Origin of the sequence: Bacillus sp. OxB-1, from assembly GCF_000829195.1 — a bacterium.
GTDB lineage: Bacteria > Bacillota > Bacilli > Bacillales_A > Planococcaceae > Sporosarcina.
The window spans coordinates 2,012,445-2,038,657 of the sequence record NZ_AP013294.1; the positions used below are offsets into that span (position 1 = coordinate 2,012,445).

At 49.7% G+C, this 26,213-nt stretch carries 25 protein-coding genes; 23 read left to right on the forward strand and 2 right to left on the reverse strand.

Translation table 11 applies throughout. The features are described from left to right. Positions 1-61: 61 nt before the first annotated feature. Genes OXB_RS17975 through coaD form a run of 3 tightly spaced genes read left to right on the forward strand, consistent with a single transcriptional unit; the run spans position 62 to position 2,540 of the window. The gene (locus OXB_RS17975; RefSeq protein WP_052483975.1) at positions 62-1,504 is read left to right on the forward strand and encodes a hypothetical protein; all 1,443 of its coding nucleotides are present in this window, start codon (positions 62-64) and stop codon (positions 1,502-1,504) included. Continuing rightward, entirely contained in the window at positions 1,501-2,055 is a 555-nt protein-coding gene (rsmD, locus tag OXB_RS09855) for a 16S rRNA (guanine(966)-N(2))-methyltransferase RsmD (RefSeq protein ID WP_041073844.1), read from the forward strand. The genes OXB_RS17975 and rsmD overlap by 4 nt, the downstream gene beginning before the upstream one ends. Positions 2,056-2,057: 2 nt before the next feature. Next, positions 2,058-2,540, forward strand: a complete 483-nt coding sequence (gene coaD / locus OXB_RS09860; protein ID WP_041073846.1) for a pantetheine-phosphate adenylyltransferase — start codon at positions 2,058-2,060, stop codon at positions 2,538-2,540. A 48-nt stretch (positions 2,541-2,588) separates the two neighbouring features. Here the strand turns inward: coaD and OXB_RS09865 are convergent, their stop codons facing one another. Continuing rightward, a complete protein-coding gene (locus OXB_RS09865) occupies positions 2,589-3,476 on the reverse strand; it encodes a hypothetical protein (RefSeq protein WP_041073848.1) in 888 nt (295 codons plus the stop codon). Positions 3,477-3,707: 231 nt separating this feature from the next. On the opposite strand from OXB_RS09865, the gene OXB_RS09870 reads away from it, so the two are divergent. Then, positions 3,708-4,754, forward strand: a complete 1,047-nt coding sequence (locus OXB_RS09870) for a SepM family pheromone-processing serine protease (RefSeq protein WP_084212436.1) — start codon at positions 3,708-3,710, stop codon at positions 4,752-4,754. Between the two features lie 2 nt (positions 4,755-4,756). Here OXB_RS09870 and OXB_RS09875 read toward each other — a convergent pair whose 3' ends face one another. Continuing rightward, positions 4,757-5,974, reverse strand: a complete 1,218-nt coding sequence (locus tag OXB_RS09875; RefSeq protein ID WP_041073851.1) for a nucleotidyltransferase — start codon at positions 5,972-5,974, stop codon at positions 4,757-4,759. A 127-nt stretch (positions 5,975-6,101) separates the two neighbouring features. Here OXB_RS09875 and OXB_RS09880 point away from each other — a divergent pair, with 127 nt between their 5' ends. The 19 genes from OXB_RS09880 (at position 6,102) to OXB_RS09965 (ending at position 26,200) form a co-directional block, all read left to right on the forward strand. Further along, on the forward strand, positions 6,102-6,635 hold the full coding sequence (locus OXB_RS09880; protein WP_041073854.1) for a YceD family protein: 534 nt from the start codon (positions 6,102-6,104) through the stop codon (positions 6,633-6,635). Between the two features lie 23 nt (positions 6,636-6,658). Next, positions 6,659-6,832: a 50S ribosomal protein L32 gene (gene rpmF, locus OXB_RS18445; RefSeq protein ID WP_084212437.1), complete on the forward strand. Its 174-nt coding sequence runs from the start codon at positions 6,659-6,661 to the stop codon at positions 6,830-6,832. A gap of 639 nt (positions 6,833-7,471) precedes the next feature. After that, positions 7,472-8,236, forward strand: a complete 765-nt coding sequence (locus OXB_RS09885; protein ID WP_041073856.1) for an enoyl-CoA hydratase/isomerase family protein — start codon at positions 7,472-7,474, stop codon at positions 8,234-8,236. Positions 8,237-8,475: 239 nt separating this feature from the next. Then, on the forward strand, positions 8,476-9,834 hold the full coding sequence (locus OXB_RS09890; protein WP_041073857.1) for an acetyl-CoA carboxylase biotin carboxylase subunit: 1,359 nt from the start codon (positions 8,476-8,478) through the stop codon (positions 9,832-9,834). Then, the gene (locus OXB_RS09895; RefSeq protein WP_041073859.1) at positions 9,834-10,049 is read left to right on the forward strand and encodes an acetyl-CoA carboxylase biotin carboxyl carrier protein subunit; all 216 of its coding nucleotides are present in this window, start codon (positions 9,834-9,836) and stop codon (positions 10,047-10,049) included. Before OXB_RS09890 ends, OXB_RS09895 begins: the two co-directional genes overlap by 1 nt. A 101-nt stretch (positions 10,050-10,150) precedes the next feature. Next, the gene (locus OXB_RS09900; RefSeq protein ID WP_041073861.1) at positions 10,151-11,701 is read left to right on the forward strand and encodes an acyl-CoA carboxylase subunit beta; all 1,551 of its coding nucleotides are present in this window, start codon (positions 10,151-10,153) and stop codon (positions 11,699-11,701) included. Between the two features lie 122 nt (positions 11,702-11,823). Then, entirely contained in the window at positions 11,824-12,726 is a 903-nt protein-coding gene (locus OXB_RS09905; protein WP_041073863.1) for a ketopantoate reductase family protein, read from the forward strand. After that, complete coding sequence (locus tag OXB_RS09910) at positions 12,723-13,112, forward strand: DUF3397 domain-containing protein (RefSeq protein WP_041073864.1); 390 nt, start codon at positions 12,723-12,725, stop codon at positions 13,110-13,112. The genes OXB_RS09905 and OXB_RS09910 overlap by 4 nt, the downstream gene beginning before the upstream one ends. An 87-nt stretch (positions 13,113-13,199) precedes the next feature. Further along, positions 13,200-14,816 (forward strand): bacillithiol biosynthesis cysteine-adding enzyme BshC, encoded by a 1,617-nt coding sequence (gene bshC, locus OXB_RS09915; protein ID WP_041073866.1) that lies wholly within the window; start codon positions 13,200-13,202, stop codon positions 14,814-14,816. Between the two features lie 256 nt (positions 14,817-15,072). Continuing rightward, a complete protein-coding gene (gene mraZ, locus OXB_RS09920) occupies positions 15,073-15,504 on the forward strand; it encodes a division/cell wall cluster transcriptional repressor MraZ (protein WP_041073868.1) in 432 nt (143 codons plus the stop codon). Positions 15,505-15,665: 161 nt separating this feature from the next. Continuing rightward, positions 15,666-16,598: a 16S rRNA (cytosine(1402)-N(4))-methyltransferase RsmH gene (gene rsmH, locus OXB_RS09925; RefSeq protein WP_041073870.1), complete on the forward strand. Its 933-nt coding sequence runs from the start codon at positions 15,666-15,668 to the stop codon at positions 16,596-16,598. Between the two features lie 15 nt (positions 16,599-16,613). Beyond that, positions 16,614-16,985, forward strand: coding sequence for a cell division protein FtsL (ftsL, locus tag OXB_RS09930; RefSeq protein ID WP_041073872.1), 372 nt, complete (start codon positions 16,614-16,616; stop codon positions 16,983-16,985). Positions 16,986-17,020: 35 nt separating this feature from the next. Further along, a complete protein-coding gene (locus OXB_RS09935) occupies positions 17,021-19,186 on the forward strand; it encodes a penicillin-binding protein (RefSeq protein WP_084212553.1) in 2,166 nt (721 codons plus the stop codon). Between the two features lie 66 nt (positions 19,187-19,252). Beyond that, positions 19,253-21,157 (forward strand): penicillin-binding transpeptidase domain-containing protein, encoded by a 1,905-nt coding sequence (locus OXB_RS09940; protein ID WP_041073877.1) that lies wholly within the window; start codon positions 19,253-19,255, stop codon positions 21,155-21,157. 70 nt (positions 21,158-21,227) lie between these two features. Then, positions 21,228-22,199 (forward strand): phospho-N-acetylmuramoyl-pentapeptide-transferase, encoded by a 972-nt coding sequence (gene mraY, locus OXB_RS09945; RefSeq protein WP_041073878.1) that lies wholly within the window; start codon positions 21,228-21,230, stop codon positions 22,197-22,199. Beyond that, entirely contained in the window at positions 22,200-23,549 is a 1,350-nt protein-coding gene (murD, locus tag OXB_RS09950) for a UDP-N-acetylmuramoyl-L-alanine--D-glutamate ligase (protein WP_041073880.1), read from the forward strand. A gap of 83 nt (positions 23,550-23,632) precedes the next feature. Beyond that, positions 23,633-24,697: a putative lipid II flippase FtsW gene (ftsW, locus tag OXB_RS09955; protein ID WP_041073882.1), complete on the forward strand. Its 1,065-nt coding sequence runs from the start codon at positions 23,633-23,635 to the stop codon at positions 24,695-24,697. A gap of 14 nt (positions 24,698-24,711) precedes the next feature. Beyond that, the gene (locus OXB_RS09960; RefSeq protein ID WP_041073883.1) at positions 24,712-25,497 is read left to right on the forward strand and encodes a cell division protein FtsQ/DivIB; all 786 of its coding nucleotides are present in this window, start codon (positions 24,712-24,714) and stop codon (positions 25,495-25,497) included. Next, on the forward strand, positions 25,478-26,200 hold the full coding sequence (locus OXB_RS09965; RefSeq protein ID WP_041073884.1) for a DUF881 domain-containing protein: 723 nt from the start codon (positions 25,478-25,480) through the stop codon (positions 26,198-26,200). The genes OXB_RS09960 and OXB_RS09965 overlap by 20 nt, the downstream gene beginning before the upstream one ends. The last annotated feature ends 13 nt before the right edge of the window (positions 26,201-26,213 follow it).

Below are 26,213 nucleotides of genomic sequence, written 5' to 3' on the forward strand. Positions count from 1 at the left end.
AACACTACCTTTCTGAATACGGAGTACTGTATTCATTATACCATGCGACGGGGTGTAGAACTTGAAATTTATTGTGAGGACGGTTGTAGTTTTGTTGATTGTGGATGCGCTGCTTATCTATATGCACTACAGTCAGAAAGAAGGGACGGACGTGGAAGCTGTGGGCATCCGGGAAGTCAAGCAGGAGATTGAGCTGGTGAACCGTCCGGATGGCCTTCACATCCGCCACCATTTTAGCAATCTATCCCCAGATCGATACGAAATCGTCTGGCCCGAGAAAAGTGTGAGCCGCTCCTGCCATTTAGAAGATCCAACTTCCTGTGATCGATTGGATGAAAATCTGACCGGACTATCGGAGGGGGAGGTGCCTGTCCAGTCCATTTCCTATGTGATCCCAAAGGAACAGACCATGAAGGGAACCGCATTATTCCGAAACACCTTTGCGGAGCTTCGGGGGGCGATCGTGTCATCGACCCGCTTCCATTTGACGGATGAGACGGGGATTGGCGGCTTATGGGTCAACGGTTTGAAACGGGTCGGGCATAAGGAGATGGAACATATCGATTATTCCTATTACCGAGGAGCAGGGAGCGTATCAGATCTTTATTGGCAAAGAGAGGATTCACCTTTACTATTTAAGGGGAATCGCTTGTCCGTTTATGGAAAAAGTGGAGCGGAGACCGATTTTGAAAGCGCGGATACGGCGCTGGAGGAAGTACAGGTGCCTCATTCCACCGTTATTCTGGGGCAGGAGGGACAAGTCGTCCGTTCGGGGCGTTTCATCATCACACCGAATCAAAATATTGGACGAGCCACGGACCTCTTCATGGCAAGCAGCATCGATGCGCGATTCCAACTGCCGGCAACAGGGCCGCCCCTTGCTGAATTGCTAGCTTCCATTTTGAGCGGGAAGCCGACAGGTTCAACCGAAGCCCAGGCCATGTACCAAACACTGCTGGAATCGGTCACAGAGGAAGAAATGGCCGCCCTGCAGACCAAACTACATAAGAAAACAGGGGAAAAGATGAATGGGGCAGCTCTTGATGATCTGATAGGAGAAGTGACGGGTTTTGGCACTTCCTATTTTGAAAAAAGCCTCAAAGACGGTTCCGCCGATCATCCATTCCTCGTGGAAGACCTACGGACGATCACGTTAAATGGAGAGGCGCTCCCGGAACTACGCGTCCTGCTGAAAGATGGGAAGGTCCTTTATCCATCGAAGACGATTCTGCGCAAGATCGGCTATACGATTGCCAGCAACGAACGTTCCATTTATATAAAAAGTGATCAGAGGAATTTCAGATTTCCAAGAAAGGATCCTTTTTATGTTTATAATGAACAGAAATTCACGGTCAATTCCATTCCTTTTGAACTGTTGGAAGGGGAGATCTATTTCCAAGAAGAGGCATTCAGGCGTCTATTTTTGCTGAGCATCGAGAAGAAAGAGGAGCAGATTGATATTGTGCCGATTGCAAATCTGTTGGAGGAGGTTCAACCGAAATGAGGATCGTAGCAGGATCTAGGAGAGGGATTCCGTTGAAGTCGTTGCCGGGGACGGGAACACGCCCGACGTCAGATAAGGTGAAAGAGTCCCTTTTCAACATCATTGGCCCCTATTTTGACGGCGGGACCGTAGTGGAGCTGTTTGGCGGCAGCGGCTCTTTATCACTGGAGGCGTTGTCCAGAGGTGCCGAAAAAGCAATCGTTTTCGAAAAGAGTCCGAAAGCTTGTGCAATCATCCAGGCAAATGTGGAAAAATGCCGTTTCTCCGAACAAGTACATATTCATCGGGCGGATGCCCGAAACGCGGTCAAGATTCTGGAATCGGATGGGGGGGAAGTCGATCTGCTTTTTATCGACCCGCCCTACGCCGAGGAAAAGCTCTATGGACTGGCAAACGGGCTAGTCGAGGCAGGTCTGTTGGCAGAGAGGGCTCTCATTATTTGCGAGCATGAGAAAAAAATGGAACTGCCGATGTCCTATGGTTCATTTAAGCAAATTAAAAATGTCGTCTATGGAAATACAGCCATAACGATATTCGGGAATGAGGGGTAAATGTGTCAAAAATTGGAGTTGTGCCGGGGAGTTTCGATCCGCTGACGAATGGACACCTGGATATTATCAAACGGGCAGCCAAAGTATTCAGTCAGGTCAAAGTGGTAGTCATGATCAATTCATCGAAAAATCCGTTATTTACGGTGGAAGAGCGGGTTTCCTTGATAGAGGAAGTGACTGCATCCATTCCGAATGTGACAGTCGACTCATCGATGGGGTTGTTGATCGACTATGCGGAAAGTGTCGGGGCAGCCGCAATTGTCCGGGGATTGCGTGCGGTTTCGGACTTTGAATATGAAATGCAGATCACATCGATGAACCGCTATCTGGATGAGAGCATTGAAACATTTTTCATCATGACGAATAATCAATATTCCTTTCTGAGCTCCAGCATGGTGAAAGAAGCTGCTAAATACGGTGGGAAAATTTCAGGGCTCGTCCCTCCGAGGGTGGAAGAAGCACTAAGACAAAAATTCAATACGTAATGCTAAATGGTTATGATGAGACTGCTCATCATAACCATTTTCTCTTCCTCAGTAAATAAGATAAAAAAGGACCGGGACGAGAAGGAAGCTCCAGATCCTTCCTAACACATAGGGCATCAACGGGAGGCGGGCTGCGCTTGCGATGACGAATACTTGCATATGAATGCTCATCCCATTCAATGATAAGATAGCGGCGATGAGAAATGGGAAGAAGGCATATCCGTAGAAATGGTCAGTAGCGGATTGGACGCCCGATGTCATTTCAAAAATGGACAGCGCGATCGTCTTGGTAATGCCGAGATCGACGGTGAATGTGGCGGTGGCGACCGATGACAGAACGGTTCCAAGGGAAGAGAAGAAAATGACCGTCGTGGCAACGAGTATGATGATCGAAGAGCTCTCTTTGATGGCTTCCAGTAAAGGTAAACCGGATTCCCGTAGTTTTGGCTCATCAATCAGTGGTTCTTGAGGCTCATCTTTTCGCATGAGAAATAAAGTGAGCATGAAAAAAAGGATATTCGATAAATGAGTGGCGGCCAGCAATTTCCATCCTGCCCCGACACTGCCAAACAGTTCTGTCCCGACAAAGCCGATGACAAACATTGGACCGGGCGCATGGCAGGCGGCTAAGAGCAGGCCGCTTTGCCTCCTCGTCAGTTCCCCGTTTTTCTTCATTTCGGATACGGTCACAGCCCCGACCGGGAAACCGCCGAACGAGCCGAGGATGTAAGCCTTCAGGAATTTCTGCCATTTGGAAGTCCGACTTGCCCGAACCGGTATTTTTAGCAGCCATTGGGTCAAAATGATATAGGGCAGTAAATAGGGCAGGAGCGCATGGATGAACAATTGAGCTCCGAATTCCGCTCCTTCGTGGGAAATGCCAGGTTGCAAGATGAAAAGGATGATCAGTCCCCAGATGATCGCAATGGTTGCCATCTGACTACGATCGGGGTGCCTGAATGTGACGGTTCATGCACTTGCTCCTTTCTGAGAGTAGGTAGAAAGCTGAGTATAGAAATAAAACTCTTTGTCCGGCCGTTTTATCAATGCTAGACTGGAGTAGTGCCAGCTAAAGGAAAAATAATCCGGCTGCCTAAAAACATTTTTACTGATCTTGGCTTATATATATGTTCTGAACGAACAGGCTATTAACGGAGGTGACCATTGATGAGAATGAAACGGCTTGGTTTGCTCCTGGCTATCCTTGCCATTCTGGCCGCAGTGCTCTTCTATCCGATGGATACGTACATATCGAAGCCTGGCGGCGCTTACGAACTTTCCCCATTTGTCAAAGTTCAGGGAGGGGATGAAGACGATATCGGCACATTCAGCCTGATGACCATTTCCGTGTCGAAAGCGACGCCGGCCACCTATCTCTACGCGAAGTTCTCCGACTATCAAAAGCTCTTGCCTTCCTACAAAGTGCGGCGGCATGGGGAGAATGACAAAGAATATACGACGCGGCAGAAAAAGCTGATGTCCGATTCGCAATTCAACGCAATCCATGTTGCCTATCAAAAAACAGGGTTTCCACTGAAAGTTGATTTTGACGGGGTTTTCGTCATAATGGTCTTGCCGGGTGGAGCCGCGGACGGGAAATTGGAAGTTGGAGATAAAATCCATGCGGTGGACGGGGTTCCTTTGAAGGAAACCGGGCAATTCGCTTCTTTGATTGCCGGCAAGGGGGAAGGGGATGACGTCCATCTGACAATAGAACGGGAAAAGGAAGAGAAGCTTATCGTCCTATCGATGAAAGAGATTCCGGGGAACGATGGGCGGATCGGGCTGGGCATCCAGTTCCAAGAGGACCGGACACTGACGACAGATCCGAAAGTGGATTTCCATACAGCCGATATCGGCGGCCCTTCGGCAGGATTGATGTTCACGCTTGAAATTATGAACCAATTGCTGGACGAGGATTTGACGAAGGGATACAACATCGCGGGAACCGGTGAAATGCTGGAAGACGGGACGGTCGGACGAATTGGCGGGGCCGACTTCAAAGTCGTTGCGGCTGACCGGAAAGGCGTGGAAATTTTCTTTGCCCCGGATGATGACTTACCTGATGAAGTACGGGAATCGAATCCAGGAGTTATGACAAATTATGAGGAAGCGGTGAAAATGGCGGAAAAAATCGGCACGAAAATGAAAATCGTGCCGGTGAAGACAGTAGATGATGCCCTCGCTTATTTGCAGACATTAGAAGAGAAATAAATCTATGGAATGATGATAGGGTGCTGCATGTAATCGGTCCCTATGCGGGAGCAGGCTGCCCCGCCCCAGATCCCCAATGAGTACATGTCGGACGCCTTGCAGTCCATTGCGAGGGACGGATCGGTAAAGGAGGCTGCCTTGCTGACGATGGGCAGCTTCATCTTTTTCTTGAATCGATTCAAATACCGCTGTCCCGCTTCTGTCATGCCAAGCAGACGCAAATAGGAAGGGTCCTCGATTTCATTGCGCAACTCATATGTGTAACCTGTGAAAATATGCGTCAGCATGCGTTGGATCCGGGTCCACGTGTACCGTTTGGATTTCACTTCGTTCATGAATGGTTCGAATTCGCCGTGTTCTACGGCAGCGCGGTACAAGAGGTTTTCGATGCCTTCCGTTATGTCCGCAATACGGGATAGCCGCTTGGGGCCCTCCCGGAGGATGATGACCCGAAGCAATGGATAGAACGAGGCCCAAGCGCCGAAAGACTGCTGGTTCGCCTGCCAGTCCAGCAGGCCGGTCCGGGTCGGTTCAGGGATGAAATCCGAAACCGCATCCAGTGCTTCCATTTCAAAGAAGGACTTGCGGATTCCGGTAGCACTTGCAATCGAGTTGCCAACGACCGCCATGTCATGATAGCCCGCCACAATGCGCGGGATGGTGACCGCCTTCATGGAAGACCCGAGTGCACGGGCGGCCTTCATATACTGATACCCTAAAATATTATTCGGTTTGGTCAGATCCATGGCCTGGCCGGAATCGGACAGGCAGGCGGCCTGGCGATACGCTTCATTCAACGCTTGTGGATAACTGACCCCCTGTTTTACGGTGGTCTTCACCGTTTGTTCATAATCCTGGCCCGCCTGCTCGATGAGGTCCAGCGCCTTTTCGAATCCTTGGATATCCCCGTCTTCGCTTCCGAAACAGTAGGCGTCGCAATGGGCGGCGTCCAACAGTGTGATGGCCCCGCGCGCGAACTCGGGCGCGTGGGCTGTGGCGAAGGCATAGGGCAATTCGAATACGATATCGACATGATTTTCCAACGCCATCCTGGCCCGCGTCCATTTGTCGACGAAGGCGGGCTCCCCCCGCTGCAGGAAGTTTCCGCTCATGACGGCTATGATAATGTCGGCATCCGTCCGGTTCCGCGCCTCCGTAACATGGTGAAGATGACCATTGTGGAATGGGTTATATTCCACGACGACTCCTGTTGCTTTCAAAGCGGTCCCTCCTTTGCTACAATATAAGGTAATTATAACGTATCACTCGTCACTGGTGACAAGAAAATATCTTGACATCCCTACAGCCACATTATATAATCAATTTTGTTGTCTTGAGGTGATAGACATGAAATGGTCCATCCATCAATTACAGAAATACAGACAAGGTCCGATGCCACTTGACGAAGAGGTTGACCTTGCGTCCGTCAAAAAACGGAATCCGGAAATCCGGGATATTTCGCCTGTCCATGTGACTGGCAGCTGCTCCATCGGTTCAAAAAAACTGACATGCCGATTTCATTTGGAAGGGACGATGACCTTGCCTTGTTCACGGACTTGGGAAGATGTCGAGTACCCGTTTTCCATTGAGACCGACGAACAATTCAGTTGGGATGAAGCCACCTTGGCAACGGACGATGAAATTCATCCGGTTGTGGGAGATGTTATCGACCCGACGCCTCTATTTGAGGAATTGCTCCTATTGGAAGTCCCGCTTCAAGTGTTAAGCGAGAATGCTGACGAAATGAAGCAAACCGAAGGAAAAGGCTGGTCCTATACGACGGACGACGAATTGCAAGCCCGGCTCCAGGAAGAAAAGGAAACCAAAGTGGATCCAAGACTTGCCGAGCTGGCCAAGTTTTTTGAATCCAAGGATGAATAGGCAATCATAAGGAGGTGCCCCCAATGGCAGTACCAAAAAGAAGAACTTCCAAAACAGTAAAACGCCAACGCCGTACTCATTACAAACTACAAGTACCTGGCATGACGACTTGTGAAAACTGTGGCGACATGAAGTTGGCTCACCGCGTATGTAAATCATGCGGTCATTACAAAGGGAAAGACGTTGTAGGCGAATAATCAAGATTTGTCTATAGATAAGGCCTGCGCCTTATGAGAAGACCACCGAGAGACCATGGCTCCCGGTGGTTTTTAATTTGGCCGGATATGCCGGACTATTGTGGTGTGTTGGCCTCTTTTAAAAGTATTTGCCAAACTTCGTCACGCCCCGATCAAACCTCTCAACGTTTCCCAGAAACCTCCTAACATTTCTCTCAAACCTCGCAACGCTACACCCGAACCTCTCAACATTTCGTCCACCTCCAAACGTTTTTACCAAACTTCGTAACATTCCGCTCAGACCTCGCAACATTTCCCAGAAACCACTCAACATAATCGACCAACCTCGAAACAATTTTGCCCAACTTCATAACGCTTTTCCGCCTCACAACGTTTCCCAGAAACCTCCTAACATTTCTCTCGAACCTCGCAACGCTATACCCGAACCTCTCAACATTTCGTCCACCTCCAAACGTTCTTATCAAACTTCATAACATTCCGCTTTAACCCCACAACAATTCCCCAAAACCTCGCAACATTGTCACCCGACCTCGAAACACTTTCACCCAACCTTGAAACGTTTCCCATCCACAAACCGTTCCCTAATCTTGGTAACCTATGGTATTCTGAAAAGGTATACAGAAAGAAAGGGTGGATGGGATGTCATATAAAATCGAGATCAACGAAGGGATTGCGACATTCACGATCGACCGGCCGGAGCGGATGAATGCGGTCAATTACGAGGTGATGGACGGCTTGGAAGAATTCCTGGACCGGGTTTCGGACGATCCGGATGTGGGGTACGCGGTCATCACAGGCGCGGGTGATCGGGCGTTTTGTTCAGGCGGCGATTTGTCGGAGTTCCATGGCATGCAGACCGCCGAGGAAGCTTATCCCATGTTGAGCCGCATGGCTGGATTGCTGTACCGGGTGGCGACTCTCCCGATGCCGGTCATCGCCTTGGTAAATGGTTCGGCAGTGGGCGGCGGTTGTGAAGTGGCGACTGCTTGTGATTACCGGATTGTTTCTTCCCAAGCAAAAGCGGGGTTCATTCAAGGGACGCTTGCCATCACGACCGGATGGGGCGGAGCGACGCTGCTTTTCGAAAAGGATGGAAAGCATGATCGTGTGTTCCGGCTCTTATCCGAAGCGAATATCCGCACGGCTGAGCAGATGCTGGAGGCGGAATGGGCGACTGAATTATATGATGGCAGTGCTGAGGAAGGATTGGCTCAATTTCTTTCCAAAATGTCGAAAATCCATCCTTCTGTCCACCGGGCGTATAAGACAGTGGCGATCCGCAAATGGACAGCGGATTTCATGCGCGACCGGATGTTGGAAGAATCCCGCCAGTGCTCCGTTTTATGGGCGAGCGATGCCCATCATGAAGCAGTTCAGCAATTCCTGGCGAAAAACGGAAAATGATTTACAACTGGACTCGTCATTCCAGATCTATCCCATTTTTTTGAATCAAATTCAGACAGGTTCCGTTAAAATATTGTAGCTTATAAAAACCTGAAAACCTTGTAAAATCAAGGTTTTTCATAGTTTGATGTTTGACTCTTCCGAAATATTTTTATACAGAGGTTGAAAACGGTTTCAGTCATCGTATAAACTAAAGGGGGAAGGGAAAGTTCACTAGTAAACGAAATGGGGGATTTACTATGGATAAAATATTGATTGCAAATCGTGGGGAAATTGCACTCAGAATCATCCGGACATGTAAACGTCTAGGAATCGGCACAGTGGCGGTCTATTCGGAGGCGGATAGTGAAATGCCGTTTGTCCAAGAGGCGGATGAAGCTTATCTGCTAGGACCCGCACAAGTGCAGCAATCGTACCTGAAAGCGGACGACATTATTGAGATCGCTATCCGGACAGGCGCCAAAGCGATTCATCCTGGGTATGGCCTCTTATCGGAGAACTCCGAGTTTGCCCGCAAGGCGGAGCAAGCGGGGATTACATTCATCGGACCGGACGCAGACACGATCGACAAAATGGGAGATAAGATCGGCTCTCGCGTTACGATGCAACAGGCAGGGGTGCCCGTTGTCCCAGGAACCGACGAAGGTGTAGCGACGGTGGAAGAAGCCGTTCAAGCTGCCGCAGAAATCGGTTATCCGATCATGTTGAAGGCGAGTGCCGGCGGTGGGGGAATCGGCATGGTGCGCTGCGAAGATGAGCAAGCGCTCACTCAACATTTTCAATCGGTAAAAACACGTGCGAAGGCGTATTTCGGGGATGATGTCGTGTTTCTTGAAAAATTCATCGCGGATGCCCGGCATATCGAAGTGCAGATCTTCGGGGACGAGCAAGGTAATATTGTCCATCTTTTCGAACGGAACTGTTCGGTTCAAAGGCGTAATCAGAAAGTGATCGAGGAATCACCTTCTCCGCATTTACCGGAGGATGCAAGGGACCGTCTACACCAGGCGGCAGTCGATGCTGCCAAGGCGGTATCCTATAAAAACGCTGGAACAGTCGAGTTCATCGTCGATGAAAACAATGATTTCTATTTCCTTGAAATGAATACAAGGTTGCAAGTCGAACACCCGGTTACGGAAGAAGTGACGGGATACGACCTAGTTGAATGGCAGTTGGAAGTCGCAAAGGGGAACGAGCTTCCTGTGAAAAATCAACAAGAAATCACATCGACGGGCCATGCGATTGAATACCGTATCTACGCGGAAGACCCGGTTAAATTCATGCCATCTCCAGGACCGATCAACAAATTGGACTGGAAGGGCCAAGATGATATCCGAATTGATTCCGGATATGTGGAGGGCGGGAAAGTGACACCTTTCTATGATCCGCTCATCGCGAAAGTGATCGTTCACGCCTCAACTCGTGAAGAGGCAATTGCGAAATCACAAGCATTTTTGAATGATGTCGAAATTGAAGGGCTGAAAACGAATATTCCGTTATTCACTGCGTTTCTTCAATCCGATGAATTCCAAGCGGGTGATTATACAACGGCCGTGTTGCCGGGTTGGTTGGAAAAACAGAAGGAGAGTGTACAATAATGGCAGAATTGAAATCATCGATGGCTGGGACCGTCTTTACAGTGAACGTATCAGAAGGGGAAGAAGTGACAGCAGGACAAGTCGTCCTCGTCTTGGAGTCTATGAAAATGGAGATACCGGTGGAAGCGGAAACGGCTGGCAAAGTGGCATCCATCAATGTCCAAGTCGGCGATTTCGTCAATGAAGAAGACGTCCTTTTGACAATTGAGGCGTAAGGAATCCATATTGACCAATCTGATTCAAGGTAATAATGTATCAGCGTTATCGATGTAAGGGGCATCACGGGAAAACGTTCGAATGAAAGGGGTTTATCGATATGACGAAAGTGACAGAGCAACCGGCATACAATGAAAAATTAGAGGACCAGCTGAAGCAGATCTTTGCCGGAGGGCATCCCAAGTATCATGAAAGTCTGAAGAAGCAAAATAAAATATTCGTCCGCGATCGTCTGCGTTTATTATTCGATGACGGAGAATATACGGAAGATGGCCGCTTCGCCAATTGTGAAGCGGGAGATCTGCCGGCGGATGGCGTCGTCACGGCAATGGGGAAAGTGAACGGGCAGACCGTTTGCGTCATGGCAAATGATTCGACGGTGAAAGCGGGATCGTGGGGAGCCCGTACTGTTGAAAAAATCATCCGTATCCAGGAAACCGCTGAAAAAAACCGTGTTCCGATGCTCTACCTCGTCGATTCGGCAGGAGCGCGCATCACGGATCAGTTGGATATGTTCCCGAACCGCCGGGGGGCCGGCCGGATTTTCCATAATCAAGTGAGGTTATCCGGTTTCATCCCACAAATCTGCATCCTTTTCGGACCGTCTGCGGCGGGCGGAGCGTATATCCCGGCATTTTGCGACATCGTCATCATGGTGGATGGAAACGCCTCGATGTATCTGGGTTCTCCGCGGATGGCAGAGAAAGTGATCGGCGAAAAGGTGACGCTTGAAGAGATGGGTGGAGCGCGCATGCACTGTTCCGTCAGCGGAGTCGGCGATGTGCTGGCGGCGAACGAGGAGGAAGCGATCGCGGAAGCTCGCCGTTATCTTGAGTATTTCCCGGCCAACTTCACAGAGAAGCCGGCTTTGAAAGAAACGGTCGCTGCGAAGGTGGGTCGTCCTTTGGAAGCGATCATTCCGGAAAACCAGAATGCGCCATTCGATATGTATGAAGCGATCGATGCGTTGATTGACGAAGGAAGCTTCTTTGAAATCAAGAAACTGTTTGCGGCAGAAGTGATCACCGGAATTGCCCGGATTGAAGGGCAGCCTGTCGGGATCATTGCGAACCAGCCGAAAGTGAAAGGCGGCGTCCTGTTCGTGGATTCTGCGGATAAGATGGCGAAATTCATCAACCTTTGTGATGCGTTTTCAATTCCGCTTCTATTCTTGGCGGACGTGCCGGGCTTCATGATCGGTACAAAAGTGGAACGCGCAGGAATCATCCGTCACGGCGCAAAATTGATCATGGCGATGAGTTCGGCAACTGTTCCGAAAATTTCCGTCGTTGTGCGCAAAGCGTATGGAGCAGGTCTTTACGCAATGGCCGGCCCTGCGTTCGAGCCGGATGTCTGTATCGCTCTGCCGACTGCCCAAATTGCGGTCATGGGTCCGGAGGCGGCGGTCAACGCGGTGTATTCCAATAAAATCGAAGCGATTGAAGATCCGAAAGAGCGGTTGGCGTTCGTTCAAGAAAAGCACAAGGAGTATAAAGAGGAAATCGATATTTATAAGTTGGCTTCCGAGATGATCATCGACGAAATCGTGGCTCCTTCCAGCTTGCGTGAAGTTTTGGCGGATCGCTTCCGTCTTTATAGCACGAAAGATATTCCACAACCACCGAGAAAACACCCGGTATATCCTGTATAATCAAATAGTGGAAACAAGGCCCGCCTGAATTCCGGCGGGCTTTTACTTGAATCCGCAAAGTTTTTTGCGGATTCAAGTAAAAGCCTTCCGGTAGATTATCATCATGAAAGGGGGGTGGCCGAATGAAAGTGGTCATCGCTGGTGCAGGATCGATCGGCATGCTGATCGGATCCTATTTGCAAGAAGCCGGTACGGGCGTTACGTTCCATACGAGAAGAAAGGAACAGGCGGACGCTTTGAATCGGGAAGGGGTTCGGCGGGTCAATCTGGATGGAACCGCGTCTGTTTTCCCCGCATATGCAACAGACGACATCCATCAGTTGCCGAAAGACGCCCTGTGGATTGTCTGCACGAAGTTTGCCGGGCTGCGCGGCATTCTGTCCAGGATGAAGGAGGCGGAGGTGACCGGTCCTGTCCTTTTTATTCAGAATGGTATTGCCCATATGGAACTCGCCTATGAATCGGGTTTGGAACGATTTGCGTTTGCGACGGTCGAGCATGGTGCGGGGCGTCTGGATGATCGGACCGTGTCCCATAACGGCGTCGGTTCCATGACGATTGCGGTCGGCAGGGGAAATCAGGATGCTTTTCATTTGCTGGATAATGCAGCATCCGATCAATTCCCTATTGCATACCATGAGAACGCGGAGCAGATTCTCATGCGCAAAGTGCTCATCAACTGCATGATCAATCCGCTGACCGCCTTGCTGCGACTGAAGAACGGGGAGCTGATCGATAACCGTTATGCGTCCTCCCTGTTCCAGCAATTGTATGCGGAAATGATGGAAGCCTTTCCTGAATTCCGTACCATCCTTCCCTATGAAGCAGTTGTCGGCGTCTGCCAAAAGACGGCTTCCAATCATTCCTCCATGTGGGCGGATCGACAGGCCGGACGTCCGATGGAAATTGAAACGATAGTGACCGCAGTCATCCGGAAGGCGGAGAGCCGAAACGTAACATTGAATTTATTGAAGACGCTGGAGCAGATGCTGAAGGCGGTCGATGAGGGAGGAGTGGATCAATGAATGAAGTGATCTCAGGACTTCTTGGTGCGATTATCCTTTTTCCGCTTATCATCACGCTCTCTTATATGGTGATCATGCGGAAGATGGGAAAGGCGCCTGCCAAGATGATGGGGCGGGCAGCGGATGTCACGACCCCGTTCCTATTTCTTGCTGTCTATGTCGTGGCCCATTCGATATTCGGAGATGGACCAGGGTGGTTCATATCTGGGATTGCCCTCGTGATTGCCATCGTACTCATCATCATCGAACGGCTTCGGGTGAAAGAATTCAAAATCCTTCGTGTATTGCAACGCGCATGGCGTCTCTATTTCCTCGTGCTATCCGCCGCGTATATCATTTTGATCGCCGTCGGTGTCATCAAGAAGATTGTCGAATATGTCGCCTAACGGGATTCCACAAGCATTTGTTTTTCAAATAGTTCAATTGAAATGCTATACTCGGTTCATACTGTTAGTTACAAAGGGGCTTGAACGATGGAATTGCAAGAGATGGCATTGCCGATAAATAATAAAGTGATGCAGTCATATCAACATGATAACGGATTTGTACATACATTTTTTGATTACGTAAATAGGCAAGAGGCTTACCCGGAGCGGTTGGAGGAGCTATCGGGAAGGACCTATCGCCGGACGGAGCTGGCGGAGGTCATCCAATCCTTCATGGAGCCGTTTGGCATCTCGGAAGTTGCCCGCCGTCATCTCGCGGAGTTGGGGGACAATGCGGTGGTCGTCATCGGGGGACAACAGGCCGGCATCATGACAGGACCCTTGTATTCCGTGCATAAGGCGATCACGGTCATCCTTCTTGCGAAGAAACAGAGGAAGGAGCTTGGAACTCCAGTCATCCCGGTATTCTGGGTGGCAGGCGAAGACCATGATCTGAATGAAATCAATCACGTCTATACCGAGTCAGGTGGACGGATTGCAAAAAGCCAGTACCCGGAAAATTATATATTGAAGTTGATGGCATCTGATGCGCCCTATGATAAGTCGAAGATGGAGTCTTTTATTCGGGAGGTTTTTGGGAAATTCGGCGAAACGTCCTACACAAAGCCATTGTTGCATGAGGTGTTGGATGCAGTGGGAAAAGAAAATAATTTCACCGGCTTCTTCGTCCGTTTGATGAATGGACTGTTCCGGGAGGAAGGGCTCTTATTCATTGATTCGGCTTATCCTGCGCTGCGCCAATTGGAGTCGGAATACTTCTTGCGATTGATCGAAACTTCCCCGGAGCTTGCTCGTTTGATCCACGATAAGGAGCAAGCTTTTGAACAAGAGGGCTTCGGGACACCGATCATGGCGCAGGAAGATGCGGCCCACCTTTTTTATGTGCATGAGACGGGGCGGATCCTCCTTTCCAGGGAGAATGGTGAATTTGTAAACCGGGCTAGCGGCATCCGGTTCGCAAAAAGGGAGTTGCTGCGCATCGCGGAGACGGAACCGTGGCTGCTGAGCAATAATGTAGCCTCCCGTCCGCTCATGCAGGAAATGGTGTTCCCAGTCTTGGCATTCGTTGGCGGACCAGGAGAAATCGCTTACTGGGCTGTGCTTCAAGACGCGTTTCATCACCTCGGTATGAAAATGCCGATCATCGTTCCCCGGATGTCGATGACGCTCGTCACGCCACAGGTCAACCAAGAACTTGAGAAGAGGTCGTTCTCTGTGATGGATGTAATGGACGGCGCAGTCGGGAAGAAGCGGGAGTCATTTATCGAAAGCTTGACAGATGAACGATTCGAGTCGTTTATTGTGGAAACGGAGAGACTGCTCACGGAACAATATGGCAAAATCGCAGCCCATCTGGAGCAAGAATATCCGATGATCGAAAAATTGGCCGACAAAAATCTGGGGTTTCACCTAAAGCAGCTCGGCTATTTACAAGATAAGAAAGAAGAAGCCGTTCTTTTGAAAAATGATGCCGTTCTCCGTTCATTTGATCTGTTGGAGTCAGAGTTGCTTCCGAATGGAGGCTTGCAGGAACGGGTTTACACGCCATATGGTTATATGAACGAATACGGGCCGAGCCTCATTCAGGATTTATTGAAACTGCCATTCACTTTCGACAGTACCCATAAGATCATCTATCTGTAACACAACGTGACATCTTCCGAGGCGCCGTTGCGGCTCTTGTCACATCTTTGCTGGAATGTAATGGAATACAATAAAATGTCGAACACCCTTGCAAGCATAGTCATGCGGGCAGGGGTGTTCTCTTTTTTTTATTGAAATCTCAATGAATGAAGTACTATTGACACATTTTGATATGTAATCGGAAATATTCTCATGAAACTGGTGGAGGATTGTGGGGGGATGTGGTACATTAAATTCATATAGTGGGGTGAAGAGTATGTTCATGGGGGAGTATCAGCATACTGTCGATACAAAAGGCCGCCTGATCGTTCCTTCGAAATTCAGGGAACATCTCGGGGATGGCTTTGTATTGACCAGAGGGCTCGATAATTGCCTCTTTGGCTACCCGATGGATGAGTGGAAGCGCTTGGAAGAAAAACTGAAGGCGCTGCCTGTCACGAAAAAAGATGCCCGAGCGTTCACCCGGTTTTTTTTCTCCGGTGCAACGGAAGTGGAGTTGGACAAGCAAGGACGCATCAACATCCCATCCTCCCTGCTGCAATACGCGAAAATCGAAAAGGAATGCGTCGTCCTCGGAGTTTCCGGCCGGATTGAAGTATGGTCCAAAGACTTATGGCAAGACTATTATGAGGACTCCGAACAATCATTCAACGAAATCGCGGAAAATATTATTGACTTTGATTTTTAAATTAAAAAGCGGAGGGCGCCTGTTTAGTAGAAAATTTCTGCGCACTTTGCAGAAATTAAGGCACGCATTGAGCAGCTTTGACTTATGACCCCGAGTCACTGGCGCCCGGAGCTAGACTGTTGGTAGCGTATGGTTGAAATTTTAGAAAGAAGGCGGTTTCAATGTTTCAACACACAACTGTATTACTTCACGAAGCCGTCGAAGGATTGAACATAAAAAACGATGGTATTTATGTGGATTGTACGTTAGGCGGGGCCGGCCACAGTCGTGAGATCGCCAAACAGCTGGCGGAAGGCGGAAGGCTGATCTGTTTCGATCAGGACTTGACTGCCATCGAGGCGGCCAAGGAAACGTTGCGGGAGTATTTGCCGAATGTGACGTTCATCCATTCGAACTTCAGAAACCTCAAAACGGAATTGGAGAAGATCGGCATTGACGGGGTGGATGGCATCCTATACGATCTTGGGGTTTCGTCCCCCCAGCTGGACACGCCTGAACGAGGATTCAGTTATCACCATGATGCGCCGTTGGACATGCGGATGGACCAGGATGCCCCGCTGACGGCATATGATATTGTCAACGAATGGCCTTACGAAGAGCTCGTCCGTATATTCTTCCGTTATGGAGAAGAGAAGTTCTCCAAGCAGATTGCACGGAAGATCGAAGAGGCGCGCAAGCACTCGCCAATCCGGACGACGACCGAGCTGGCCGAATTGATCAAATCGGGCATTCCGGCAGCGACCCGCAGAACTGGTGGACATCCGGCGAAGCGTGTCTTCCAAGCAATCCGGATTGCGGTCAATGATGAATTGGGTGCCGCAGAACAATCTTTGACGGACGCCATCGCATTGTTGAACCCGGAAGGCCGGATCAGTGTAATTACCTTCCATTCATTGGAAGATCGATTGTGCAAAACGATCTTTAAAGAAGCATCCTCCTTACCGGATCTACCACCGAACTTGCCGGTCATTCCAGAAGGGATGGAGCCGTTATTGAAACTGGTCACGCGAAAGCCGATCGTGCCCACAGAGAAAGAGATAGAAGAAAATAAAAGGGCAAGATCAGCGAAACTCAGAGTTGCAGAAAAAAAGTAAAGGGGAAATGGGTGAATGGCATTAGAACAGAGAAAATTTCAGACAACCTATGTACGCGAACTTGAAACACCGGAAGTACCGAAAACCGCACCGAAGACAAAGCCTTCCCGCCGGATTTTCTCCGTCGGGGAAAGATTCTTATTCGTGCTTGTCGCCTCCCTGCTCGTACTTTGTGCAACAACGATTTTACATACGCAGGCTCAGATCAATGACACGAATAAGGAAGTGCAATTGCTGAACAAAGAAATTGAAGAAACAGCAAAAAAGAATATGGAATTGTCCATCCAAGTAAAAGAAAAATCCACATATGAGCGCATATGGGAAAAAGCGAAGGAACTCGGCTTGGATCTGAACGAGAACAACGTAAAGGTCGTGCCTGGACGATGAAAAAAAAGTTTCGATTCCAATGGGGAGCCTTTCTGATGTTTGTAGTTTACGGAGGGCTCTTTTTCCTTTTATTCGGAAGATTGCTTTTCATCCAGATCACCGGGCAGGCGGAAGGTAGGGTGATGGCCACCTTGGCTGAAGCAAAGTATGCCAGGGAATCCATCCTGAAGGCGAACCGTGGGACGATTGTGGACCGCAATGGCGAATTGATCGCCTCCGACACATTGAGCTATAAGCTCATTGCCGTGCTGAATGAAAAGGCAAGCAATGATTCCAAGAAGTTGCGGCATGTCGTGGATTACGAAAAGACCGCGGAAGTGCTGGCAGAACACATTCCGCTTGAAAAAGATAAAATCCTGTCCGTTATGATGGATGCAAAAGCGGCGAATAAGGATGTCTATCAAGTGGAGTTCGGCAAGGCGGGTCGCGACGTCAGCCATGAAACGGTTATGGCGATCCGGGAGCATGACCTGCCGGGCATCCTGTTCATCGAAGATAAAAAGAGATTCTATCCGAATGGCGTGTTCGCTTCCTACTTAGTCGGGTTTGCGACGAGGGAAGAGGATAAAGATAAAAATATCATTACCGTCGGCAAAATGGGGCTGGAGAAGACATACAATGATGAATTGAACGGCACGGATGGGAAAGTGAATTTCGAATCCGACCGCTGGGGATTTATCTTACCTAATTCGGAAAAAATGATCACACCTGCACAACACGGTCATGAAATTGAGCTGACCCTTGACAAAACAATCCAAAATTTCGTGGAAGATGCGCTGAATCGCGTGGAAAAGGAATATTCACCTAAAAAGATGATGGTCATCGTAGCAAATCCGAAAACAGGTGAGGTTTTGGCGATGAGTCAACGGCCGTCCTTCCATCCCGGTACCCGGGAAGGGCTGACGGAAAATTGGTTGAATGAAGCGGTCGAACAAACAATCGAGCCTGGTTCGACGACGAAAATGTTCACGTTGGCCGCCGCAATAGAGGAAAAGAAATGGGATCCGGGCGCATATTATAAGTCCGGGCAATATACCGTATATGATCGGACAATCCGCGACGTCGTCCGCCAAGGATGGGGGACGATCACATTTTTAGATGGATTCCAAAGATCCTCCAACGTTGCGATGGCATATTTGCTTGAAAGAATAGGAGATAAAAAATTCATCGAATACATGCACTCATTCGGATTCGGTCAAAAAGTCGGCATCGATTTGCCGAATGAGGCATCGGGCATCATCTTGGATCGGTATCCAAGTGAGCGGTTGACGACAGCTTACGGACAAGGTTCGACTGTCACACCCATTCAAATGATCCAAGCAGCCACGGCCATCGCCAATGATGGCGTTATGATGAAACCGTATGTCATCCGTTCCATCAAGGATCCGAATACCGGGAAAATCGTCCAAAGCCGTAAGCCCGAAAAAAGCGGGACGCCGATCTCTGCCCAAACTGCGAAACAAGTGAGAGAGATTCTGGCTTCCACCGTCACATCGGATATCGGTACCGGTAGACCGTTTGCGCTGCAGGAATATTCAGTCGGCGGTAAGACCGGTACGGCGGAAATCTCATCCGGTGGACGCTATTTGTCCGGAAACGGAAATTATCTTTATTCCTTCCTTGGCATGGCACCGATCGAGGATCCTCAATTGTTGACATATGTCTATGTGCAACAGCCTAGATTAGGAGATGGAGAGTATGGTTCCAAACCGGTTTCGGAAGTATTCAACTCGGTCATGGAGAGCAGCTTGAAGTATTTGAACATCGTGCCGGAAGGGGAGACGACAGTTGAACCGACTGCGCTCCCGTCGCTCGTTGGAAAAGAGTCTGCAGATGCAGCAGAAACACTACAGGAAAAGGGCTTCGTCCCGGTCGTCATCGGGGAGGGGGGCATTGTCGAAGGGCAATATCCGGAGGGAAGCAGCGGGCTTGGAAAAGGCTCCCTTGTTTTATTGAAGACGGATGGTCCAACAACATTGCCTGACTTCACCGGTTGGTCCAAGAAAATGGTGTTTTCCTTTACCTTGTTATCGGGCTTGGATATCCGCATGAATGGGGACGGCTATGCCATCGAACAAAGCTTGTCGCAAGGGACGGTCGTCGGACCTGAAGATCCTCTCGTCATCCATTTGCAGCCCCCTTCGGAACAGTTTAAGCCGAAAGAGGAGCAGGGGGAGGAGGAAACTATTATCGGAGGTTGACGAATAGCCGTTCACTCCTGTTCATACCTTGGTAGAAAAACAGGAGGCGTGTTTTCGCTGCGTTCCATGATCGATTTGCAATCTAAAAAAAGATTACGTGCCGTGTTCGTACTATTTCTCATATTGCTTGGTAGTGTCGTAGGAAAGCTGTTTTATAGCCAAATCGTAAAGCATGAAATACTGAAAGAGCGGGCGGAAGTGAATTGGGATCGGGAAATCCCGTTTGGCGGGAAACGCGGGGATATTCTCGATCGCAACGGCAATCTGATTGTCGGCAACCAGCTCGCGCCTACTTTGTATTTCATGCCATCCCAAAACGAGGATATAAAAAGTACAGCCAATACGCTAGCCACCATCCTGGGGGCTGATCCGGCGAAGCTGGAAGAGAAGATGTCCGAAAAGGCGTATATGGTCAAATTGGCGCCGGAAGGGAAAAATATTACGCAGGAACAGGCCGAGGAAGTTGCCAAGCTCCAGCTGGACGGCCTTTATACAGGAGTCGATTTCGTCAGGCATTATCCGAACGGCGAATTGCTGTCTAGGCTGATCGGATTCACTGGCTATGACGGGGATGGCCTGGCGGGAATCGAATATGCGTATGATGAATTTCTACGGGGCACCGGCGACAAGATCCGATTGTTCACGGACGCGAAAGGGGTGCCCCTCCCTCATGTGGATGATGGGTTCAAGACGGGCAAAGAAGGAGCGTCCGTCGAATTGACGATCGATATCCGGATGCAGAAGATCGTAGAGCGCGAGCTATTGCAAGCGATGGAAAAATACGATGCCGAACAGGCATTGTCCATCGTGATGAATCCGAAAACCGGCGAAATCTTGGCCCTTGCTTCCGCCCCGAATTTCCACCCTGCGAATTATCAAAAGGTGGACCCGAGTATCTATAACCGGAATCTACCGGTTTGGATGACATTTGAACCGGGGTCCACCTTTAAAATCGTTACGTTGGCAGCGGGACTGGAAGAGAAATTGGTCGATCTCCACAACGAGCATTTTTATGATCCGGGCTATACGATGGTCGGCAATGCAAGGCTTCGCTGTTGGAAACGGGAAGGACATAAAGATCAAACCTTTCTGGAAGTCGTCGAAAACTCATGCAACCCGGGCTTTATCGAAATCGGCCAGCGGCTTGGAGCTGAAAAACTTTCCAAATACATCAGGGATTTCGGATTTGGCCAATCGACAAAATCGGGGATCGCGGGCGAAGCGAATGGTATTTTATTTTCCAAAGAGGCATTCGGCCCAGTCGAGCAAGCGACGACGGCATTCGGCCAAGGGATTTCCGTGACGCCGATCCAGCAAGTTCAAGCAGTGGCTGCAGCGATAAATGGTGGATATTTATATAGGCCGTATATTGTGAAGGAAATTACGGATTCTAAAGGGAATCCACTTCAAACCTTTGAACCGGATATGCAGCGGCGCGTTATCGGGGAGGAAGCGTCGAAGCAAGTGAGGGAAGCGCTTGAGTCTGTTGTTGCCAACGGCTCGGGCCGCAATGCGTTCACCGATGGACTGCGAGTTGGCGGTAAGACGGGGACGGCCCAAAAAGTGCAGGATGGCCGTTACAAAGATGGCGATTACATTGTATCGTTCATCGGCTTCGCTCCGGCGGATGATCCTGAACTGCTTGTTTACACAGCTGTGGATAGTCCGAAAAACTCCGTTCAATTCGGCGGTGTCATCGCTGCTCCGATTGTTGGAAGGATTATCGAAGAAATCGCACCGTTGGCTGGCATTTCCAAAAGAGAGGGCCAGATTGAAAAGGAGTATCGGTGGGGAGACACCCTCACCCATCGGGCACCTGACCTGACAGGGATGACCCGTGGGAAAATCATGAGTCAATTGCATACGTATCGCATCGAATGGCATGGTTCAGGAGAACAGGTAAAATATCAGTTGCCGGCACCGGATACGTTGATTACGATAGAGGATGTCATTCATGTCTATACGGAATGAATGATGAATTGCAAAGGCTGGCACGGCAGGGAATTCTTGCCGTGCCGGTAGGATAGAAGGAGAAAAAAACATGACACTCGCCACGACTTTGACTGCCATTTCGGTAGCATTCATTGCTTCGGCAATATTAGGAGTTTTCATCCTCCCTGCGTTGAGGAGAATGAAATTCGGACAGAGCATCCGGGAAGAGGGACCGGAATCCCATCAGAAGAAAGCGGGAACCCCGACGATGGGCGGCCTTATCTTCATCGGTTCCATCATCATCGCCACTCTTGCCCTATCATCCATTTACGATGTGATGACAACCCAGACCATCGTTCTCTTGATCGTCTTTGTCGGTTTCGGGATCATCGGCTTCCTAGATGATTTCATCATCGTCGTCTTGAAGAGGAATTTAGGATTGACCTCCCTGCAAAAACTGGCAGGTCAAATCATCGTCGCCATCTTGGCCTTTTTCCTTTTGAAGCTCGGACCGTTTGATACGACGGTTAAATTGCCTTTTACAGATTTCACGATAGAATTGGGCGTATTTTATGTGGCGTTCCTATTGTTTTGGCTTGTCGGCTTTTCCAATGCAGTCAATCTGACGGATGGGCTGGACGGCCTTGTCGCCGGAACTTCATCTATTGCATTCGGCGCGTTTGGCGTCCACGCGCTGCTGTTCGGCCAGCTGGACATTGCCATGTTCGCATTTGTCGCCACTGGGGCGATGCTCGGCTTTCTATTATTCAATGTCAAGCCGGCAAAAGTGTTCATGGGCGATACGGGATCGCTCGCACTCGGGGGAGCGCTTGCGATGATTTCCGTTCTTATCAAGCAGGAATTCCTCCTCCTTGTGATCGGAATCGTCTATGTAATTGAAACGCTGTCCGTCATCATTCAAGTGATCAGTTTTAAAACGACAGGCAAGCGGGTATTCAAGATGAGTCCGATCCATCATCACTTTGAATTATCGGGTTGGTCGGAATGGAAAGTCGTCCTGGTGTTTTGGGGAGTCGCCTTCCTTGCAGCCATCGTCCCTGTCATATTGGAGGTGATGTAAATGAAAAACCAGGAATTTTTCAAGGGGATGAATGTCCTCGTCCTCGGTCTTGCGAAGAGCGGGGTGGCGGCTGCGAATTTGCTGCATTCTATCGGCGCGACCGTCACAGTGAATGATGCATCACCAGAGAAAGAGGATGAGGAAGTGAAATCGCTTCGGGAAGCGGGGGTCACAGTTATTTGTGGTGGGCATCCTCCCGGAATTGTCAATAATGACTTTGACTTGGTCGTCAAAAACCCGGGCATCCCTTATCATAATCCAGTAGTCCATGAAGCACTCCAGCGCGGCATTCCAGTCTGGACCGAAATCGAACTTACATATCGCATCAGTGAGGCTCCGATCATCGCCATCACCGGATCGAACGGCAAAACGACCACGACTACGCTCCTATTCCATATGCTCAACATCGGGAAAAAGCATCCGTTGATTGCCGGGAATATCGGAACGGTTTCCTGTTCGGTCGCCGAAAAGGCGACGGAGGATAATATCATCGTCTTGGAAGCTTCCTCCTTCCAACTGATGGGGACGGAAGCCTTCCGTCCGAAAATCTCGATTTGGACCAATTTATATGATTCCCATTTGGATTATCATGGTTCGTCCGAAGCCTATGCGGAAGCGAAGTTCGCAATTGCGAAGAACCAATTGGAAAGCGATTATTTTATTTACAACGCTGACCAGCCGGAAATCGAAAAGTATGCGGCTTCGACAACAGCGACGAAAATTCCGTTCTCGCTCAAGGGCAGAACGGAATTCGGGATATCCGCGGATGAGGACGGAATATATTGGAATGGGGAGCCGTATGTGTCCCGTTCCATCATCATGCTGCCGGGTCAACACAATTTGGAAAACATTCTCTCCGCCACAGCAGCTGCAATTTTGTCTGGCTGTGATAAAATTGCTATCGAGAATGTACTTAGTTCCTTCACCGGAGTCAGACATCGGATGCAGTTCGTCAAGGAATCGAAGGGACGTAAATTTTACAATGATTCCAAAGCGACGAATACATTGGCAACGAAAAGCGCCTTAACGGCTTTTCATGGACCGATCGTGTTGCTTGCCGGCGGCCTGGACCGGGGACATTCATTCGAAGAGCTCCGGCCTTATATGACGAATGTCAAAGCGGTTGTCTGCCTCGGAGAAACGGCAGGAAGATTCGCCAAGTTCGCTAAATCTTGCGGCGTGCCGGACATCCTGCTCGCCGACAGCATGGAAGACGCAGTCCAGAAGGCATTTCCATTGTCGGATGCAGGGGACACGATTTTACTTTCGCCCGCATGCGCCAGTTGGGATCAATATCCGAACTTCGAAACACGCGGTGATCATTTCATCGAAGCTGTCATGAAATTGTAATCGTTCCATGAAAACCGGGTCTGATTTTTTGACCTTTGTCAGTAATTTTCGGAAGGATGCGTTCACTGGATAGAAAGTTGAAGATGGCTTTTATCGTTTCAGCCATGGGACTTTCCCTGATCGGGCTGGCTTTCGTGCATTCGGCCGGCTCCTATTGGGGCACGGTGAGATATGCGGATACCTCGCCATTCATCGTCAAGCAGGGGATTTATATGGCTGTCTCGATCGCCATTGCCTTCCTGATCATGAAGAGCCCTTGGACGTCGAATCCACGTGCGTGGACCGTATTCTATTATGCTACGATCATCTTGTTGGCACTCGTGCTCGTTCCCGGCATCGGGGCTGTCCGGAACGGGTCGCAAAGCTGGATCGCCCTCGGGCCGTTCAGCCTTCAGCCTGCCGAATTCGTCAAGGTGGCGCTCATCGGGAAACTCGCAACGGGCATCCGGAAGACGGGAGGCAGACAGAAGATCCAGCTGAGCCATTTCGCCTTGATTTTGCTCCCGGCGGCGCTGATCATGATGCAGCCAGACCTTGGCTCTGCCGTCATCATGATCGTCTCCGCATTTGTCATCCTCTTCATCGCAGGATACCCATTGTCCTTTTTCGCAATTCTCGGGTTTACCGGCGTCGGTGCGTTTATCGCTTTGATTGCTACTGCACCTTACCGGATCGATCGGATCAAATCTTATATCGATCCGTGGAGCGACCCCCTCGGAACCGGGTTCCAAGGGATCCAGTCCTTGTTCGCGATAGCGCCGGGCGGTCTGTTCGGCCATGGTTATGGCAACAGTCGACAAAAGTATTTATACTTGCCCGAACCGCAAAATGATTTCATCTTCTCGATCATTGCGGAGGAGACGGGGTTCATCGGGGCCACCTTCGTCCTTTTCCTCTTTAGTGTCCTGCTAGTGGCAGGATGCGGGATTGCAATCAGGACGGCGAGCCGCGCCGAATTCCTTATCGTTGCCGGAATGGGGGCGATGATCATCTTCCAAACTTTTTTGAATGTCGGAGTCGTCACAGGGCTTCTGCCGGTGACCGGCGTGACATTGCCGTTTATCAGCTATGGCGGATCCTCTCTCATGACGACGTGGATGGCGGTGGGGACGATCCTCCATTTTGCGACGGTGAGAAATCATAGATAAAAAGGAGGCACAGAATGGATAAAGTCATTGATATAGAAGAGCGGATTCCTTCCATGAGGAAGAAAAGGCGCCGGAGAACGAATAAGAAATTCCTCTTTATCCTGACCGTATTCGTTCTTGCCCTTCTTGCCGTCCTTTATTTCCAATCGTCATACAGTAAACTGGACCAGATCCACGTGGTCGGTGCGCAACTGCATGATTCGGAGGATTACGTGAAACAAAGCGGCCTTCTGGAAGGGGATCCGGTCTGGGGATTCGGCATTGAAGAAATCGAACAGGCTGTTTCCCGGATGGACGGTGTCCGAAAGGTCGAAGTTTCGCGGAAATGGCTGCGGGATGCCGAGATTGCCGTGGTGGAATGGAAACCGGTCGCCTATTTGTTTGACGGAACTCAATACGAACTCCTGTTGGAAAACGGGGATCTGTTCAAGGAAGGTGTCAAAATGGAGACGGAAGCGCCCATACTGAATAATTTTGATGACGCTGCAATTCGGGAAGAAATGACCGGCCAGTTGCTACAGGTGGATTCCGATGTCTATGATGCCATATCGGAAATCATCTATGAAGGAACGGAAGATGACTCCGATCGCTTGAGAGTCTATATGAACGATGGTTATGAAGTGCGGGCAGTCATTTCTTCATTCGCCGATAAAATGAATTATTATCCACAAGTGACGGCGCAATTGCAGGGTCATGAAAAAGGCGTCATCGACATGGAAGTTGGGACCTACTTCACCCCTTTCAGTGAAATGTATGGCTTGAATGAGGAGGGGGAATCCATTGACGAAGAAAACGAATGAGGCCTACCGGAAAAAAGGCAGGCATATTCTATTCTCGGTCGTTTTCCTTGTGCTCGGATTCATCTTGGCATTCTCTTATCGGACACTAGGTGCCAATCAGGAAGAGGAAGCGCTCTACTCGGCGGAATTCATCCAAGAGGAACAATACCGTGAAAATCTCGTCAATCAGCAAGAGCGGAACAAGGAATTGTTCGATGAGATAGCGGCAAAGCAGGAAGAGATCCGGCAATATGAACAGACGTTTTCCAAAGGTAAGGAAAACCATGCCGATCTAGTGGAAGAGGCGAAGGATCTCCGGCTGCTTCTAGGGGTCATCCCCGCAACAGGAAGCGGTGTGCGCGTCACCTTGAAAGATGGCGACTATGATCCGGTGGAGCAGAACCCGAACGATTATATCGTTCATGAGAGCCATGTCCTGCGTGTCGTCAATGAACTGAAAATCGCCGGGGCGCAAGGTCTTGCCATCAACGGGCAGCGGATCACCTCCAATTCGTATATCAAGTGTACAGGCCCTGTCATCACAATCGATGGAAGGACTTTTCCGGCGCCGTTCACCATTGAAGCTGTCGGCGATATGGACGTGTTGTCGGCGGCCTTGCAATTGAAAGGCGGCGTAATCGATAGCCTTGTCCGTGATAATATTGTCGTCACGATGGAGCAGTCCAAAGAGATTAAACTGGCAGCCGTTCGAAATGAAAGCTGAGTATTGAGAGGGT